This window comes from Streptomyces krungchingensis (assembly GCF_054729265.1).
In genome coordinates this window covers 838,662-852,792 of record NZ_JBPUKY010000001.1, presented here as the reverse complement: position 1 = coordinate 852,792, position 14,131 = coordinate 838,662, and the positions used below count along the sequence as shown (strand labels likewise).

Below are 14,131 nucleotides of genomic sequence, written 5' to 3'. Positions count from 1 at the left end.
CCCCGGTACGGCGAAGGCCCCGGCGGCCCGATGGCCGCCGGGGCCGCGACGCCGGCACGGACGCCGCTCCGGGTGATCAGGCCTCGACCGCGGCCGTCTCGGGCGCGGTGGCCGGGGCGCCCTTGCCGTCGCCCCCGGCGGCGCGGGCCGCCGGAATGACGGCCGCGATCGCCGCGGCGATCAGCGCGACCGCACCGCCGATGACGAGACCGGTCCGGAAGCCGTTCTCCGAGGTGAAGGTGTAGCCCGCCACGGACGTGGTCAGCTGCGCGAGGACGACACCGACCACCGCGGCGCCGACCGAGGTGCCCAGCGCACGCATCAACGTGTTGAAGCCGTTGGCGGCGGCGGTCTCGGAGAGCGGGACCGAGGTCATGATCAGGGCGGGCATCGAGCCGTAGGCGAGACCGACACCGCTGTTGATGACCATGCCGACGAGCATGAGGCCCCAGGCGGAGCCCATCAGCGCCAGCGACAGGCCGTAGCCGAGCGCGATGACCAGAACACCGCAGATCAGGGTGAACTTGGGGCCGCGGGCGTCGGTCAGCTTCCCGCCGAGCGGGGAGACGATCATCATCATGATGCCGCCGGGAGCCATCCACAGGCCGGCCGCGAGCATCGACTGGCCCAGGCCGTAGCCCGTGGCCTCGGGGAACTGGAGCAGCTGAGGGATGATCAGCATGCTCGCGTACATGCCGAATCCGACGAAGACCGAGGCGAGGTTGGTGAGCAGGACCCGGGGGCGGGCCGTGGTGCGCAGGTCGATCAGCGGGTCATGGGCCTTCAGCTCCCACACGCCCCACGCGAGCAGCACCACGACCGAGGTGCCGAGCAGGCCCAGGGTCGTCGCGGAGCCCCAGCCCCAGTCGGCGCCCTTGGAGACCCCGAGAAGCAGGCAGACCAGGCCGGCGCCGAGGCCGATCGCACCCAGTCCGTCGAAGCGCTGACCCTTGGCGCCGGCCGGTACGTCCGGCACGAGGAACCAGATCAGCGCGGCGATCGCCACGGCGAGCGCCGCGGAGCCCCAGAACAGCACGCGCCAGCTCGCGTACTGGGCGACCGCCGCCGAGATCGGCAGGCCGAGGCCGCCGCCGATGCCCATGGAGGCGCTGACCAGCGCGATGGACGAGCTCAGCTTCTCGGCGGGCACCACGTCGCGCAGCAGCGCGATGCCGAGGGGCACCATGCCCATGCCCATGCCCTGCAGACCGCGTCCGACGATCATGGGCGCGACCGAGGACGAGAGCGCGCACACGACGGATCCCGCCACCAGTGGAACGGAGCACGCGAGCAGCATCCGCCGCTTGCCCACGAGGTCGCCCAGGCGGCCGGAGACCGGGACGCACACGGCCGACACCAGCAGGGTGGCGGTGATCACCCACGCGGAGTTCGAGGGCGAGGTGTGCAGGATCTGAGGCAGCTCGGCGATCAGTGGCGTGACCAGTGTCTGCATGATCGCTGCCACGGTGCCGGCGAAGGCGAGCGTGGCGACCACGCCGCCTGCGCGGGCGGTCGGCTGGGGGGCGTCCATAGCGGGACTCCTCGTGTGTCTGTCTGCGGGAGCAAGGATGTGCATCGTACATGTCGTGTGCATAGCGCACGTGATGTGTCCCATACATGCACGTGTGGGAGGATGGATTCGGGCCGCACCGGAACGAGACGCGCAGGCGGCTTCGCTGAACACGAGGAGGCGGCACGCGGATGGTCAGGCCCACGCACGAGGTCGAGTACGAGCAGATGCTGCTGAGCCGCCACGGCCTCCTGCACTACAAGGGCGGCCGGACCAAGGACAGCGTGCTGGAGCGCAGCGCCTACATCCTGCTCAGCCGGATCCGCGTCCAGGGGCCGATGTCGATCGGTGAGCTGAGCGACGCCTTCGGGCTGGACGCGTCCACCCTGAACCGGCAGACCGCGGCGGCCATGCGCGCCGGACTCGTGGAGCGCATCCCGGACCCGGAGGGCGGCATGGCCCGCAAGTTCCGCATCACGGACGAGGGGGCGCGTCTGCTCGACGAGGAACGCATGGGGCTCATCCGCTCCCTGGACAACGTCATGGCGGAATGGCCGGACGAGGACATCGCCGCGTTCGCCTCCTATCTCCGGCGCTTCAACACCGACATCGAGCGCATCGGCGGACGCCCCTGGCCCCGGCCCTGACGGCCGCCGCCGTGCGCGCCGCGGCCCGGGGGCGCGGCGGCGACCGGACAGCCGGAAAACCGCATGCCCCGCGACGCGCGCCTGTCTAGGCTTCCCGCATGACCGAGCCCGGGGGACTCCTGAATGTCATCGACGTCGAGGCGACCTGCTGGGAGGGGCAACCCCCGCCGGGCGCGGTGAGCGAGATCATCGAGATCGGACTGACAGTCGTCGATCTGGGCACGGGTGAACGCGTCGAGAAGCACCGCCTCCTGGTGGCGCCGGCCCGATCGGCCGTCAGCCCCTTCTGCACCGAACTCACCGGGCTGACCCAGGAGGAGGTCGCGGCGGGAGTCGGCTTCACGGAGGCCTGCCGGATCCTGGCCGCCCGGCACCGCGCGGGCGAACGCCCATGGGCGAGCTGGGGCGACTACGACCGCCATCAGTTCACCCGCCAGTGCGGCGCCACCGGAACCACGTACCCCTTCGGTCATCGCCACACCAACGCCAAGGCGGTCTTCACCGACGCGCACGGCCTGCGCAAGCGGCCGGGCATGGCACAGGCGCTGCGCGTCGCGGGACTTCCGCTGGAGGGACGGCACCACCGGGGCGAGGACGACGCCTGGAACATCGCCGCCCTGATCCTCGGCCTCGTCGAGCGCGGGGCCTGGCCGGACCTTCCGGCGCCACGGAGGCAGCCCCCTCCGCCCGGTTCACCCCGACGGGTTGTTTGACGGCCGGTCGGGGCGCACGGCGTATGAGACACCGTCCGCCGGGGAGAACCAGGGACGTACGCGAACACCGTCGTCGAGGAGCCCGCGCGTGTCCGATGTCGTCTTCACCGCGGACTTCGCCTCGGCGAGGCAATGGGTCGCGGGGCGTTCCTGGGCCTATCCCGACGGCGGACCGGTCAACCCGGACGACGACAAGCTCGACCACCTCGTGGCGGATCCCGCCTACTCCCGCACGGGCACCTTCCGCGCCACCCGGCGGCCGGACGGCCGATGGGACGCCGGCCTCCTGACGACCGAGGGCAGCGACGACGGTTTCATGGTGCGCACCGGCGACGTCCTGGAGACGCGGGTGCGGCTTCCCGAGGAGACCGGCGCCTGGCCGGCCGTCTGGACCTGGCGGGACGGCGGCCAGGAGGTCGACGTGTTCGAGTACCACCCCGACAATCCCGACCTGCTGGAGTTCTCCAACCACGTACGCGGTGGCCACAAGTACCACCGCGACGAGTCCGTCCGGCCGGGCGCCTGGCTGGACCTGACGGTCTCCTTCGGTGCCCGCTCCGTCGCCTGGAGCGTCGACGGCGAGCGGGTCTTCACCGACCACCGCGGAGTGGGCCGCGCCTGGCACGCCTACCTCATCGTCAATCTCTCCGTCTGCGCCGGGCGTTACCACCCGCCACCGGACCCCGGCGTCTCCGGGATGTGCTTCGAGGTGGCCCGTCTGGTGGTGCGCAGACCTCGGGCCGACAGCCCGTACGGTGCGACGGACGAGCCTTCCTGACGGGCACCGGACCCGATGGATCCGGTCGGCGGATCAGGCGATCCGGTCACCCGGGACGGCACGGGAACCGTCGGGGACCGACGGCCGGGGAGCGGACTCCGAGCGGCCCGTGTGTCCGGGAAGCGGACCCCCCCCGCGGAGGGGTCCCAGCTGAGGATCCATTCGAACTCGCGCCGCAGCCGGCGGGCTTCGCTGCGCACCAGCAGGGGAATGTCGCCGCGTTCTGAGATCAGCTGGGCGTAGATCGGTGCGTCGTGCACGCGTGGATCCTCGACTCGGGTCGGTGGGGTGTGTCTCGGTACTGCGCTGCCTCGACGTTAGGGCCCGGATGCCGTCGTCGTGGTGATCCGGTCGGCTCGGCCAGAACCGGTCAGGGGGCGGGCACGGGACGCCCATCGGTGTCGAACAGGGCGTCAGGGAATGTCAGTTCTGTGCCCTCTGACATCCGGCGGCCGGTCCCGGCAGCGGACCTCCCCGCCGCGGCTACCCATACGTAACCTACTGATCGGTCATCCGGGGTGTCCTCACGGTGCCGGTGCCACACCTTGATCACGAAGTACCGGAGGCGCGCCGGGGGTGTGTCCAGCCGAACGGGTTGTTTCCGGGGCGGCACACCGGCGGCGGGGCCTTCGGCCATCCGTGACGAACCGCCAGGTCAAGCATTCACGGCCGGGCCGGATGGGCCGTCCGCCGGGCCAAACATCGGCGGACACGGGGGTAGCCCAGGTGAGCCGCCCGAGTGGTGGGACGCAAGGGACTCACTGACGGTGGATCACGTCGAGGCCGGGTTCTCTTGAGCTGACACAGCGCCAGCTGCCCGGCCGAGACGGAAGGACTTCGACGATGCGCTCTGCCCGCATGCTCCTCGCCACCGCGACGGCCACGGCGGCCCTCGCGATCGCCGCACCCGGTGCCCTCGCCTCAGGCCTGTTCGACCGGGATTCCGGCGACGACTCGTCCTACAGCAAGCAGAACGACTCCGGCGGCAAGGACGACTCGTACAGCAAGGGTGACGACTCCTCCCACGACGGGGGGAGCGATCACGACTCTTCATACAGCAAGGGGGACGACGAGGGCAGCAGCCACGGCAAGCCGAGCGGCGGCATGCACACCGGTGGCGGTGCGCTCGCGATGCTGAAGACCGACAACGACTGGAGCAAGGACGGCGGCGGCAGCGGCAACAACAACGGAAACAACAACGGCAACAACAACGGAAACAGCAACGGCAACGGCAACGGCAACGGCAACGGCAACGACAGTAGGTTCGACCCGGAGACCTACAAGGACAAGGGCTCCGACTACGGCAGCGACTCGGGCGACGACCGCGACAAGCCCAGCGGCGGCATGCACACCGGTGGTGGCGGGCTCGCTTCCCCGAGCGTCTCCGCCGGCGGGGCGGCGGTCCTGGCCGTCGCCGCGGCGGGCGCCTTCGCGCTGCGTCGCAGGAAGACGTCCGAGGGTTTGTCCTGACCGAAGGCCTCCGCGATAGCAGTCGCGGCCGCCGCGTGTGCACACCGTGGCGGCCGCGGCTCGCCCCTCCTCCCGCTGTGCCCCACAGCTGCCGCGTCCTTGTGAGGTGGTTCCCGATGGCAGCCCGGTCGTCCTCACCAACCGATAGCGCCGAGCCGGGGCAGGGCGCCCGCTCCGGCCGCACCCTGCTCACCTGGTCCATCGGCCTGCTGATCCTGGCCCTGGGGCTGATCGGCAGTCATGACCCGTCGGCCGGAGCCTCCCGCGGACCCCATGGCTCCGCGGCGCTCTCACCGTCGGCGATCGCGAAGGCGGGCAAACACCTGCCGCGGTCCGCTCCGACGCGCCTGCTCATCCCGAAGATCTCGGTGGACGCCCCGTTCACCGCCCTCTCCATCGGCCCCTCGGGCCGCCTCGAACCACCGCCCGCCGACGACGTGAACCTCGTCGGATGGCACGCGGCCGGTGTCTCGCCGGGCGAACCCGGGACCGCGATCATCGCCGGTCACGTCGACACGAAGACCTCCGCCGCCGTGTTCGTGGACCTCAGCGAGTTGGAGGAGGGCGACCATTTCGAGGTGGAGCGGGCCGACGGCCGGACGGCCCGGTTCGTGGTCGACAGCACCGAGACCTACGAGAAGGACGACTTCCCAGACAGCGTGTACGCCGACACCCCCCAGGCCCAGGTCCGCCTCATCACCTGTGCGGGCTCCTACGACCACACCGCCAAGGACTACACCGAGAACCTGGTCGTCTTCGCCCATCTCGTCTGAACCGCGGCACGAGGACACGGCCAGGGAGAGCGGCGCGCGACGCGTTCCCGGCCGTGCCCGGGGCGGCGCCGCCCGTGCCCCGACGTCCGACAGGCGGCGTGCGGCGGCCGCTCCTATGCTGGTGCCGTAGGGGCACGGAGCTTGTCTCCTACGGCGTCATCGCGACCGGCGACGCGTCACGTCCGCCGTGACCCGCGGCCCGTCCCGCGCCGTCCGCCACGGTTCCGCCGCAGGCGACTCGCCCGCCCCCACCACCTCGTCCGCTCGCCCCGGACGCTCTCGCTCGGCGGAACTTCCGCCGGGCGTCCCCGCAGGCGGACACCCTTCCGACCCGCTGTCGTCGTAGGCGATCGCGGGTCTCGTCCTCTTGCGGTCGGAGTCAGCCCATGACCCACTCGTACAGGCGATTGCACAGAGGGGCCGTCACCGCCGTGGCGGTGGGGACGCTCATGGTGCCGACGGCGGGTGGCGCGGCCTTCGGGGCACCCGCGTCCATACCCGCGGCCACCGCGGCGGCCGACCCACCGTCACCGTCCGACTCGTCGGCGTCCGGCTTCCAGGAACTCACCCCGGCCGTCAGACAGCAGATCGACGAAGCCGTGCAGAAGGTGCAGCGGGACGCGAAGGTTCCCGGTGTGACGGTGGGGGTGTGGACACCCGACAAGGGCAACTACGTCCGCTCGTTCGGCGTCGCCGACACGAGCACCGGGCAGCGGATGACGCCCGATCTGTTCACGCGGATCGGCAGCGAGACGAAGACGTTCACGGTGACCGCGCTGCTGCAGCTGGTCGACCGCGGCAAGGTGACCCTCGACGACCCGATCGGCAAGTACATCAGCGGAGTGCCCAACGGGGACACGATCACCCTGCGCCAGCTGGCCGGGATGCGCAGCGGCCTCTACAACTACTCCGAGGATCCGGACTTCTTCAAGGCGCTGACCACCGACCCGCAGCGCCCCTTCACCCCGCAGGAACTGCTCAACTACGCCTTCAGGCACCCCGTGCTGTTCCCGCCCGGTGAGAAGTTCTACTACTCCAACACCAACCTCATCCTGCTCGGTCTGGTCATCGAGAAGGAGAGCGGCCGGCGGCTCTCGGACTTCATCCAGAAGAACATCCTGACGCCCGCGGGCCTGGACGACACATCGTTCCCCGACGACGCGGCGTTCCCCACTCCGCACGCGCAGGGATACACGAACCAGACGGCGACGGGGAAGGTCGAGGTCTCGACCGACTGGAACCCGTCCTGGGGCTGGGCGGCCGGTGCGATGATCTCGACGCTGCAGGACCTGCGCGTCTGGGCCCGCACGGTCGCCACGGGGATCCTGCCCGACGGACGCACCATGGTGAGTCCCGCCACGCAGAAGCAGCGGCTCACCACACCGCCCACCACGATCCCGGGGGCCGGGTACGGGCTGGGCATCTTCGACGTCCAGGGCTGGATCGGCCACAACGGCTCGCTGCCCGGCTACGAGTCCCTGACCATCTATCTCCCGTCGGCCCGGGCGACGCTCGTGGTGGTGCTCAACACGGACATCGGCCAGGACGACACGGAGCCCAGCACGCTGTTCGGCCAGGCGATCACCAAGATCATCACGCCGGAGCACGTCTTCGACCTACCCGCACAGCCGGCGGCCCGATGAGCCGCGGCCCAGCCCGTCCACCGGGGTGTCCCGGGCACAGGGGAAGCCTGATGCCTGGCATGTCGTCCGGTGCGTCTGGCACCGTAGGCATCCCGCGCGCCGACCGGCCCGCGGGCGGACCGGCGGCGGGCAGGCGGCGGGCCGGACGCGCCGTCGCCGACAACTGCGAGGGGAGCCGTTCATGACCACGGCCAAGGATCTGTTCATCGTCGCCCTCGACGTGGAGCCGAGCCGTCCCGTGGGACAGGGCGACCTGTCGCTGGCGCTCGCCGGAGCCGAGCTGATCGATCTCCTCGGCGGCCGGGCCGTCGACATCGACGGAGACTGCATCGTGCCGACCGCCGGTCAGCCGGCCACGGACGATGCGCTGTTGGACGAGGCCGCATCCCTGCTGGAGCGGGACGCTCCGTACGAACGTGTCGATGACTGGCTCTGGCGCCGGGGCCGTGACCTGTCCCAGGCCTACCAGACCGCCCTGATGGAGGCGGGTCTGCTCACGGAGCACCGGCGCGGCCGACTGTCGCTCGGCACCGCCCGCATGGAGCCGGTCGAGTCGCCCGAGCGTCAACACGCCCTGAGCCGCTGGACGTCGCACGACCCCGTCCTCGACGCCCTGGCCGCCGCCGTCGGGATCCACGGCGAGAAGGCCTTCGGCGAGGAGGCCTCGGCCGGGTACGGTGAGGAGACGTCCGGCGAGGAGGCCTCGGGCGAGGACATCGCGCAGCAGGCTCCGGCCGGTGGCGACGACCCGGAGACGACCGTGCTGGCCGCCGTCCATGACGCCGTCATGGAACTGGAAGCCGTACGGCAGCGGCGGGCCATCGAGAACGCCGCGTTCGCCAACGTCTGGCGCGGCCCCTGACCGGTGGGCGCGCACGGACCGTACGGCAGGTTCCCTCCGCGGCCGTCCGTATGTGCTTGTCGGTCCCTTAGGCACCGCACTACCGTGCCGAGGTGGATCTCTTCTCACGCTCGTGGACGGCCTTGCGCACCGCGGTCGCCGAACTCCCCGACAAGGACTTCGACCAGCCGTCCGGCTGTGCCGGCTGGCTGGTGAGGGACCTCGCGTGCCATCTGGTCATCGACGCGCAGGACGTCCTGATCACCCTCGTCACCCCCGCCGACACGGAACCGACGGTGGACGCGGTGACCTACTGGAAGGTGGCGGACCGACCGCCGACCGGCGAGGACCCGCTCGACGCGCTGATCGTCCGGCTGGCCGCCGCGTACGGGGAACCGGGCCTGCTCAAGTTCCACCTGGACGACGTCGGCTCCGCCGCGGGCCGGGCCGCCGAACTCGCCGACCCGGGCGCCCTGGTGAGCACCCGCGACGAGGTGCTCACCGCGGGCGACTATCTCACCGCGTACGTCCTGGAATGGACGCTGCACCACCTCGACCTGGTCGCGTACGTCCCGGACGCGGCACAACCGCCGGCGGAGGGCCTGGCCCGATCCCGCTCGATGCTGGAGAAGATCGCCGGCGTCCCGTTCCCCGTGTCGTTCGGCGACAAGGACGCGCTCCTGGTCGGCACCGGCCGCCGGGCGCCGACCGACGCGGAGAAGGCCGCACTCGGCGACCTGGCCACCCGGCTGCCGTTCGTGCTCGGCTGACACACCCGCCCGCGCCCGGACCGGGCCGAGCGCGGGTCACGCGGGCCGGTCGGGCTCGCGGGCCGTGGTCTTCGGATCGGGTGCGTCCGCCGCGGGGGTGGCGTCGCCCGTCGCGCGCCGCGACCACATGCTGCCCGCGACCCGCTGGAGCGTCTTCGCCAGCGGGTGCGGCGCCCGACCGTTCGGGGCCTTGCCCGTTGAGCTCGCCGCGCCCTTGGCGTCCTTGAGGTCGGCCAGGGCCGCGTGCGCGAGTTCGGTGGCCTCGCGGTACAGGTCGCGGGACTTGGTCATGGCGTCGAGCGCTTCGGCGTAGGAGTCCAACAGCGCCCGGGCATGGGCGAGTTCCTCCTCGATGGTCACCAGGTGCCAGTCCTGGCGCAGCGCGGCGAGCGCCTCGGCCGCACCGTCCGGCAGCGGCCACGGCAGCTCCGCGTACCGCACGATCTTCTCCAGGAGCTCCGTCGGCTCCGAGCCGTCGAGGAACACACTGCGTACGGTGAAGGCCTCGTCGTCGTACCCGGGCCTCAGCGGGGTGCCGGGCAGGATGACCGCGCCGCCGCGCGGCACCGACGTACCCAGGTCGCCGAGTGCCCAGTTGACGGCCTGGAGCTGCTCAGGGGCGGCGCGGTGCTCCACGACGCGGTGCCGCAGCACCGGCGGCAGCAGGCGGGTCAGCGGGAGCCGGCCGCGCGGATCGGGCGTCATGGCCTCGTGGACGACGACGTTGATGCTCCAGCTGTGCCGCGCGGCGTCCTTGAGCAGCCGGCGCAGGGTGGCGTCCTCCTTGGGGAGCGGGTTGGTGTCCCGCAGGCGCAGGCCCGGCACCACGTCGTGGTCCCAGGTGGCGTCGTCCGTGTCGGGCCAGAACCTGGTCGCGGGGGAGGACCAGTCGGGGCTCCACGGGCGGTCCGCCTCGGCGGCGAGCGTCCAGCGCCAGTCCTCGGAACGCTCCGGGCGTTCCGGTGGCTCGACGGTGAGCCTCGCACGCACGGTGCTGGTGCCGTCGACGTGCCAGCGGGCCTCGAAGGCCCGCTCGTCGGAGAGCGCCGAGCGCTCCGGCTCCATGAAGTCGTCGATCGTGCCGTCGGCCTTCAGCTGCCGCAGGTTCTCCCGCAGCAGCTCCTGCGGGTCGGGTCCGGTGTGTCGCCCGCGTGCCAGCCAGACCGTTTCCGGGGCCGCGACACGGGCGATAGGGAGCTTGGGCATGTGTCACTTTGCTGGTGGGGTGCGGTGTGCCTTCCCAGTATGGTCACCGCGGCTCGCGGGGGAATCAGCGAGGTCCCCGTGGATCACGGACATCCCCAGACGGGTGACTATGTTCGATTCATCCTGTTTGTGGATGTGCGGATCGAGGGCGTGCGTTCCGCGTCTCGACGGGGCCGCGACCGGCATCGACATCCCGTCAGTCGCGGCCGGCACCCGCATCCCGTCAGGGCGCGGCGAGCAGGCTGCGGACGGCTCCGTGGTAGGCGGCGTAGACCAGGGGGAGGTCCGTGAGGTCGGCGCGTTCGTCCGTGCCGTGCAGGCCTTCGTGGCGCACGCCGAACCCTGCCGTCGCGGGGATGCCCTCGCCGGCGAGCAGGTTCCCGATGTTCGACGGTCCGGCGGTCTTCGGGCGCGGCGCGAGGCCGACCGCCCGGGCGGCCGCCAGCAGCGCCGCCGCCGGCTCCTCGTCGGGGCGGAGCTGGAACGGGGGCCAGGCGGCGACCGGTTCGACGTCCGTGCGGCGGGGCCCGGGCAGCACCTCGTCGAGGTCGTGCACCGCCTCGCGCACGAGTGCCTCCGCGTCGTGCGCGTCGAAGTCGGGCGTCAGCCGCACGTCGACATCGACCACGCAGAGGTCGGGCGTCACGGAGAAGCCGCCACCGCCGTGCACGGCGGTGACGGTCAGTTTCGGCGGCAGGGGGAAGGGGCTTGCCGGCCCGGGGAGCGGGAGTTCGGCTCCGTCCAGGAGGCCGACGAGGCGTGCCGCTCGCGAGATCGCGCCGAGCACGGTCGCCCGTGAACCGGAATGACCGGCGGTGCCGTGGACGTGGAGACGCGCGCGCCACAGCCCCCGCCCGCCGACGACGAGTTCGTCCGGGCCCGGATAGCCGATCATGACTCCGGCGGGCCGGGGCGCGCGGGGGTCCGCGAGATAGGCGCGGGCGCCGCCGAACGCGCCGGTGTGCTCGTCGACGTCCAGCAGCACGGCGAGTCCGCCGTGCGTGTCGGCGGCCTCGTCCCGCACGTCGGCGGCGATGTGGCAGAACATCGCCGCCGCCAGCTTCGAGTCGGCCGCTCCGCGGCCCAGCAGCCAGGGGCCGACGACCTCGCCCGAGGTCGGCGGGAAGGACCAGGCGCCCTCGTCTCCGAAGGGAGCGGTGTCCAGGCAGGCGTCGAGCGTCCACCATCGGCCGGGCCGGGCTCCCGGGACTTCCACCACGATGCCGACGAGGGTGCCGTCGGGGTCGTGCAGGCGCCGGTGCGGGAGAGCCCGTCCGGAGAGCCACGACTCCACGGCGGCGAGGACCGGGCCGTAGTCGTCGAGGCCGCCCCTGCTGGGCAGGCGGATCAATCGGCGGGCCAGCTCGATCACGGACGCGCACTTCCTGCCGGCGGCGCCCGACGCGTTCTCGTCCACGTGTCTCCTCGTACCTCATGACGCGGCCGGTCCGGCCCCGATCGGGCAGGAGCCGGCTCACCGTCGCTCGACGGGATCGGTCTCCCGGCCGTCGTCGAGGCCGGTGCACGCCAGTTTCCCGTCCACCTCCGCGCACGCCTCCACGCCCTCCGGAGAGCGCACGGCCAGCATGGGGCTGGTGTCACCCTCGCGGCCGTCCCCCGGATAGGCGGCGGAGAACACGTCCTGTCCCGAGCGGACGGAGATCTCCCGGGGTTCGAAGGCGCGGGCCCGGACCTCGGACCAGACGGTGCCGCAGGACGGCGAGTACCGGAGACGAACCGTGTACGAGGCGTCGGTGACGGTGCTCTCGGTCCGCGCGTCGCGGCCGCAGGCGGAGTCCTCCGGCAACTGGCCCTGACAGGATGCGGCGCGGCAGCGTGTGGAGAACGCGGCACCCCCGCTCCGCGGAGTGCGGTGTGCGCCGGTCGCGGCGGCCGTCACGGCCGCCGCGACGGCCATGGCGAGCAGGACGCAGACCGGCAGCGCCGACCGCCGGGCGAGGGCACCCGCCGCACCTGACGACGATCCGCGCGACGGCGACGGCGACGGCGACGGTGCGGACGGCGAGGGCGCGGTGGCCGTCCCCGCCGGGTGCCCACCGCTCTCCCCGCTCGCGCCGCCGGGCCCGGCGCCGTCCGCCTGTGCGGCCGAGCGCAGCGCGGCCCGGTGCAGATCCCGTAGGTGCCCCGGCTCCGCACCGGCGAGCGCGGCCAGCGCCTCCACGGCAGAGAGGGGAGGCACCTTCGTCCCGGAGAGATAGCGGTGCCAGGCGGACTTGCTGTACGGGGTGCGCGCGGCCAGCGCCGCGAGGCTCAGTCCCGTACGGGAACGCAGCAGACGCAGCTCGGCCACGAACCGTTCGTCCTGGCGCTCCGGCGGCGCCGCGGCCGTCGGACACCGTGCACCTGGGGGCTGCCGCATGACACGACTCTCAATCTTTCGTCCCTTATGGGCGGTTAGACCCTGTTGCTGATATCTGTTCCCAGGGGAGTGGTGTCGCGACACACTGGCGCACGGAAGAGGAGGGTGAGTCGTTGCGGCAGGCACACCGACGGCCTGTCCGGGCACGAGGTGCTCGAACAGGCCGCCGTTCACGGGGAGATGGGGAGGTCAGGCCGCCTCAGCACCAGGGGACGAAGCCGCGGGTGTAGACGTAGCGGGCGGAGACGTACCCCTTGTGGTGCGCGAGCCGGTACCAGTGCCGCGCGCCGAACACGGACGACCCCTCGCGGAGACAGACGAGGCGGACGAGACCGTTCCGGGACCGGTGGCCGACCACGGAGTACCCGGTGCCGGGTCCGGACCGGACGTTCAGCCTGGCGCGCCGGGTGACGACACGCCCCACCGCGTGGGTGCGGCGGTGTGTGACGTGGCGCTTGGTGTGGTGCCGGTACTTCGGCGTGTGACGTGTGGCGGTGGGCACGCTGGAGCCGCGGGCGGGCAGCAGCGAGTACGCGCCGTGCGGCGCGGCCGAGTGGGCCGGGCGGGACGCGGTGGCGCCCGTGTCGGCGGCGACGGCCGCGGTGGGCAGCAGCGCGAACACCGCGACCGTGGCGAGAAGGCCGCTCTGCATGGTCCGACGCAACATGGAAACCTCCGGACTGACGTTCTGGATCACGAGGTGTGATCTCGTGTCGCCAAGCGTTTCCGTGGCCGCCGGGGTGGATTCCGTCCCAGCGTCCCCGGGGACGACGTGATCGTCCCCGGGGACACGGGTGGGGCCGCCGGGTCCGGACAAGCGCAGGTGAAACGGCTGATGGGTCCGAGAGGCCGCGCGGCGCCGACGGGGGTCGGGGACGGCGTCCCACCGCCCGGCCGGCTCGGCGCGCGTACGTCCGTCGAACTGGTCACCGGTACGTCCGCCGGGCCGGTCACCGGTGCCGCCCGCCGAGGCAGGCGCCCCGCCTGTGGAACCGGCCGCCCGTACGCCCGCGAGGCGCACCCCACGCCCGTCGGGGCGCACGCCACACCTTCCGAGCCGGGCGGGTCCGCGCCGCGCCGAGAGCTCGGGGTGCGCACAGGGATCGGGCCCGGGCGATCGTGCGGACGCGCCGAGGGGGCGTACCGGTGGACGCGCCGAAGGGAGCACCGGCGATGGCGCCGCAGGATGCACCGAGGCATCCGACGAGGCCGTCGCGTGCCGCCGTCACGCTCGGCGTCGGCGCGATGGCGATACCACCCGTTTCCGTCGCGAATGTCACATTGCCGATAACCTCTCATTTCGGACATAAAGGTGCATTCAACGGCTAGTTGATCAATACCCCCCTGTAGCGTCACCGTCGGCCGGGCCCCGCCCACGGCCTCGAACAGACATGCCCGCC

The 14,131-nt window shown here is 72.2% G+C and carries 13 protein-coding genes; 8 read left to right on the top strand and 5 right to left on the bottom strand.

Annotated features, from left to right (window positions below; all coding sequences use genetic code 11):
• Positions 1–76 precede the first annotated feature (76 nt).
• Complete coding sequence (locus ACSYGO_RS03950) at positions 77–1,531, bottom strand: MFS transporter (RefSeq protein WP_432187912.1); 1,455 nt, start codon at positions 1,529–1,531, stop codon at positions 77–79.
• 170 nt (positions 1,532–1,701) lie between these two features.
• Between ACSYGO_RS03950 and ACSYGO_RS03945 the strand changes: the two genes are divergently transcribed.
• The 8 genes from ACSYGO_RS03945 to ACSYGO_RS03910 all read left to right on the top strand — a co-directional run bounded on the left by ACSYGO_RS03945 (position 1,702) and on the right by ACSYGO_RS03910 (position 9,145).
• The gene (locus tag ACSYGO_RS03945) at positions 1,702–2,157 is read left to right on the top strand and encodes a MarR family winged helix-turn-helix transcriptional regulator (RefSeq protein ID WP_426680509.1); all 456 of its coding nucleotides are present in this window, start codon (positions 1,702–1,704) and stop codon (positions 2,155–2,157) included.
• Between the two features lie 98 nt (positions 2,158–2,255).
• Positions 2,256–2,870, top strand: coding sequence for a 3'-5' exonuclease (locus ACSYGO_RS03940; RefSeq protein ID WP_460385767.1), 615 nt, complete (start codon positions 2,256–2,258; stop codon positions 2,868–2,870).
• Between the two features lie 88 nt (positions 2,871–2,958).
• Positions 2,959–3,648, top strand: coding sequence for a LamG domain-containing protein (locus tag ACSYGO_RS03935; RefSeq protein WP_460385766.1), 690 nt, complete (start codon positions 2,959–2,961; stop codon positions 3,646–3,648).
• 843 nt (positions 3,649–4,491) lie between these two features.
• Positions 4,492–5,118: a hypothetical protein gene (locus tag ACSYGO_RS03930; RefSeq protein ID WP_460385764.1), complete on the top strand. Its 627-nt coding sequence runs from the start codon at positions 4,492–4,494 to the stop codon at positions 5,116–5,118.
• A 116-nt stretch (positions 5,119–5,234) separates the two neighbouring features.
• A complete protein-coding gene (locus ACSYGO_RS03925; RefSeq protein ID WP_426680504.1) occupies positions 5,235–5,891 on the top strand; it encodes a class F sortase in 657 nt (218 codons plus the stop codon).
• A gap of 386 nt (positions 5,892–6,277) precedes the next feature.
• Positions 6,278–7,534, top strand: a complete 1,257-nt coding sequence (locus tag ACSYGO_RS03920; RefSeq protein WP_432176380.1) for a serine hydrolase domain-containing protein — start codon at positions 6,278–6,280, stop codon at positions 7,532–7,534.
• A gap of 181 nt (positions 7,535–7,715) precedes the next feature.
• Positions 7,716–8,396: a GOLPH3/VPS74 family protein gene (locus tag ACSYGO_RS03915; protein ID WP_460385763.1), complete on the top strand. Its 681-nt coding sequence runs from the start codon at positions 7,716–7,718 to the stop codon at positions 8,394–8,396.
• 92 nt (positions 8,397–8,488) lie between these two features.
• Positions 8,489–9,145, top strand: a complete 657-nt coding sequence (locus ACSYGO_RS03910) for a maleylpyruvate isomerase N-terminal domain-containing protein (protein ID WP_460385762.1) — start codon at positions 8,489–8,491, stop codon at positions 9,143–9,145.
• A 36-nt stretch (positions 9,146–9,181) separates the two neighbouring features.
• Here the strand turns inward: ACSYGO_RS03910 and ACSYGO_RS03905 are convergent, their stop codons facing one another.
• From ACSYGO_RS03905 to ACSYGO_RS03890, 4 genes are all read right to left on the bottom strand, one after another.
• Complete coding sequence (locus ACSYGO_RS03905; RefSeq protein WP_460385761.1) at positions 9,182–10,351, bottom strand: hypothetical protein; 1,170 nt, start codon at positions 10,349–10,351, stop codon at positions 9,182–9,184.
• Positions 10,352–10,574: 223 nt separating this feature from the next.
• On the bottom strand, positions 10,575–11,768 hold the full coding sequence (locus ACSYGO_RS03900) for a M20 family metallopeptidase (protein ID WP_460385760.1): 1,194 nt from the start codon (positions 11,766–11,768) through the stop codon (positions 10,575–10,577).
• Positions 11,769–11,825: 57 nt separating this feature from the next.
• On the bottom strand, positions 11,826–12,731 hold the full coding sequence (locus ACSYGO_RS03895; RefSeq protein WP_460385759.1) for a helix-turn-helix domain-containing protein: 906 nt from the start codon (positions 12,729–12,731) through the stop codon (positions 11,826–11,828).
• Between the two features lie 199 nt (positions 12,732–12,930).
• Complete coding sequence (locus ACSYGO_RS03890; RefSeq protein WP_460385758.1) at positions 12,931–13,383, bottom strand: SH3 domain-containing protein; 453 nt, start codon at positions 13,381–13,383, stop codon at positions 12,931–12,933.
• Between the last annotated feature and the right edge of the window lie 748 nt (positions 13,384–14,131).

What these genes read in the sequence shown, in the direction of transcription:
- ACSYGO_RS03950 (WP_432187912.1), bottom strand. Translation starts at nt 1,531, where the DNA reads ATGGACGCCCCCCAGCCGACCGCCCGCGCAGGCGGCGTGGTCGCCACG.
- ACSYGO_RS03945 (WP_426680509.1), top strand. Translation starts at nt 1,702, where the DNA reads ATGGTCAGGCCCACGCACGAGGTCGAGTACGAGCAGATGCTGCTGAGC.
- ACSYGO_RS03940 (WP_460385767.1), top strand. Translation starts at nt 2,256, where the DNA reads ATGACCGAGCCCGGGGGACTCCTGAATGTCATCGACGTCGAGGCGACC.
- ACSYGO_RS03930 (WP_460385764.1), top strand. Translation starts at nt 4,492, where the DNA reads ATGCGCTCTGCCCGCATGCTCCTCGCCACCGCGACGGCCACGGCGGCC.
- ACSYGO_RS03925 (WP_426680504.1), top strand. Translation starts at nt 5,235, where the DNA reads ATGGCAGCCCGGTCGTCCTCACCAACCGATAGCGCCGAGCCGGGGCAG.
- ACSYGO_RS03920 (WP_432176380.1), top strand. Translation starts at nt 6,278, where the DNA reads ATGACCCACTCGTACAGGCGATTGCACAGAGGGGCCGTCACCGCCGTG.
- ACSYGO_RS03915 (WP_460385763.1), top strand. Translation starts at nt 7,716, where the DNA reads ATGACCACGGCCAAGGATCTGTTCATCGTCGCCCTCGACGTGGAGCCG.
- ACSYGO_RS03905 (WP_460385761.1), bottom strand. Translation starts at nt 10,351, where the DNA reads ATGCCCAAGCTCCCTATCGCCCGTGTCGCGGCCCCGGAAACGGTCTGG.
- ACSYGO_RS03895 (WP_460385759.1), bottom strand. Translation starts at nt 12,731, where the DNA reads ATGCGGCAGCCCCCAGGTGCACGGTGTCCGACGGCCGCGGCGCCGCCG.
- ACSYGO_RS03890 (WP_460385758.1), bottom strand. Translation starts at nt 13,383, where the DNA reads ATGCAGAGCGGCCTTCTCGCCACGGTCGCGGTGTTCGCGCTGCTGCCC.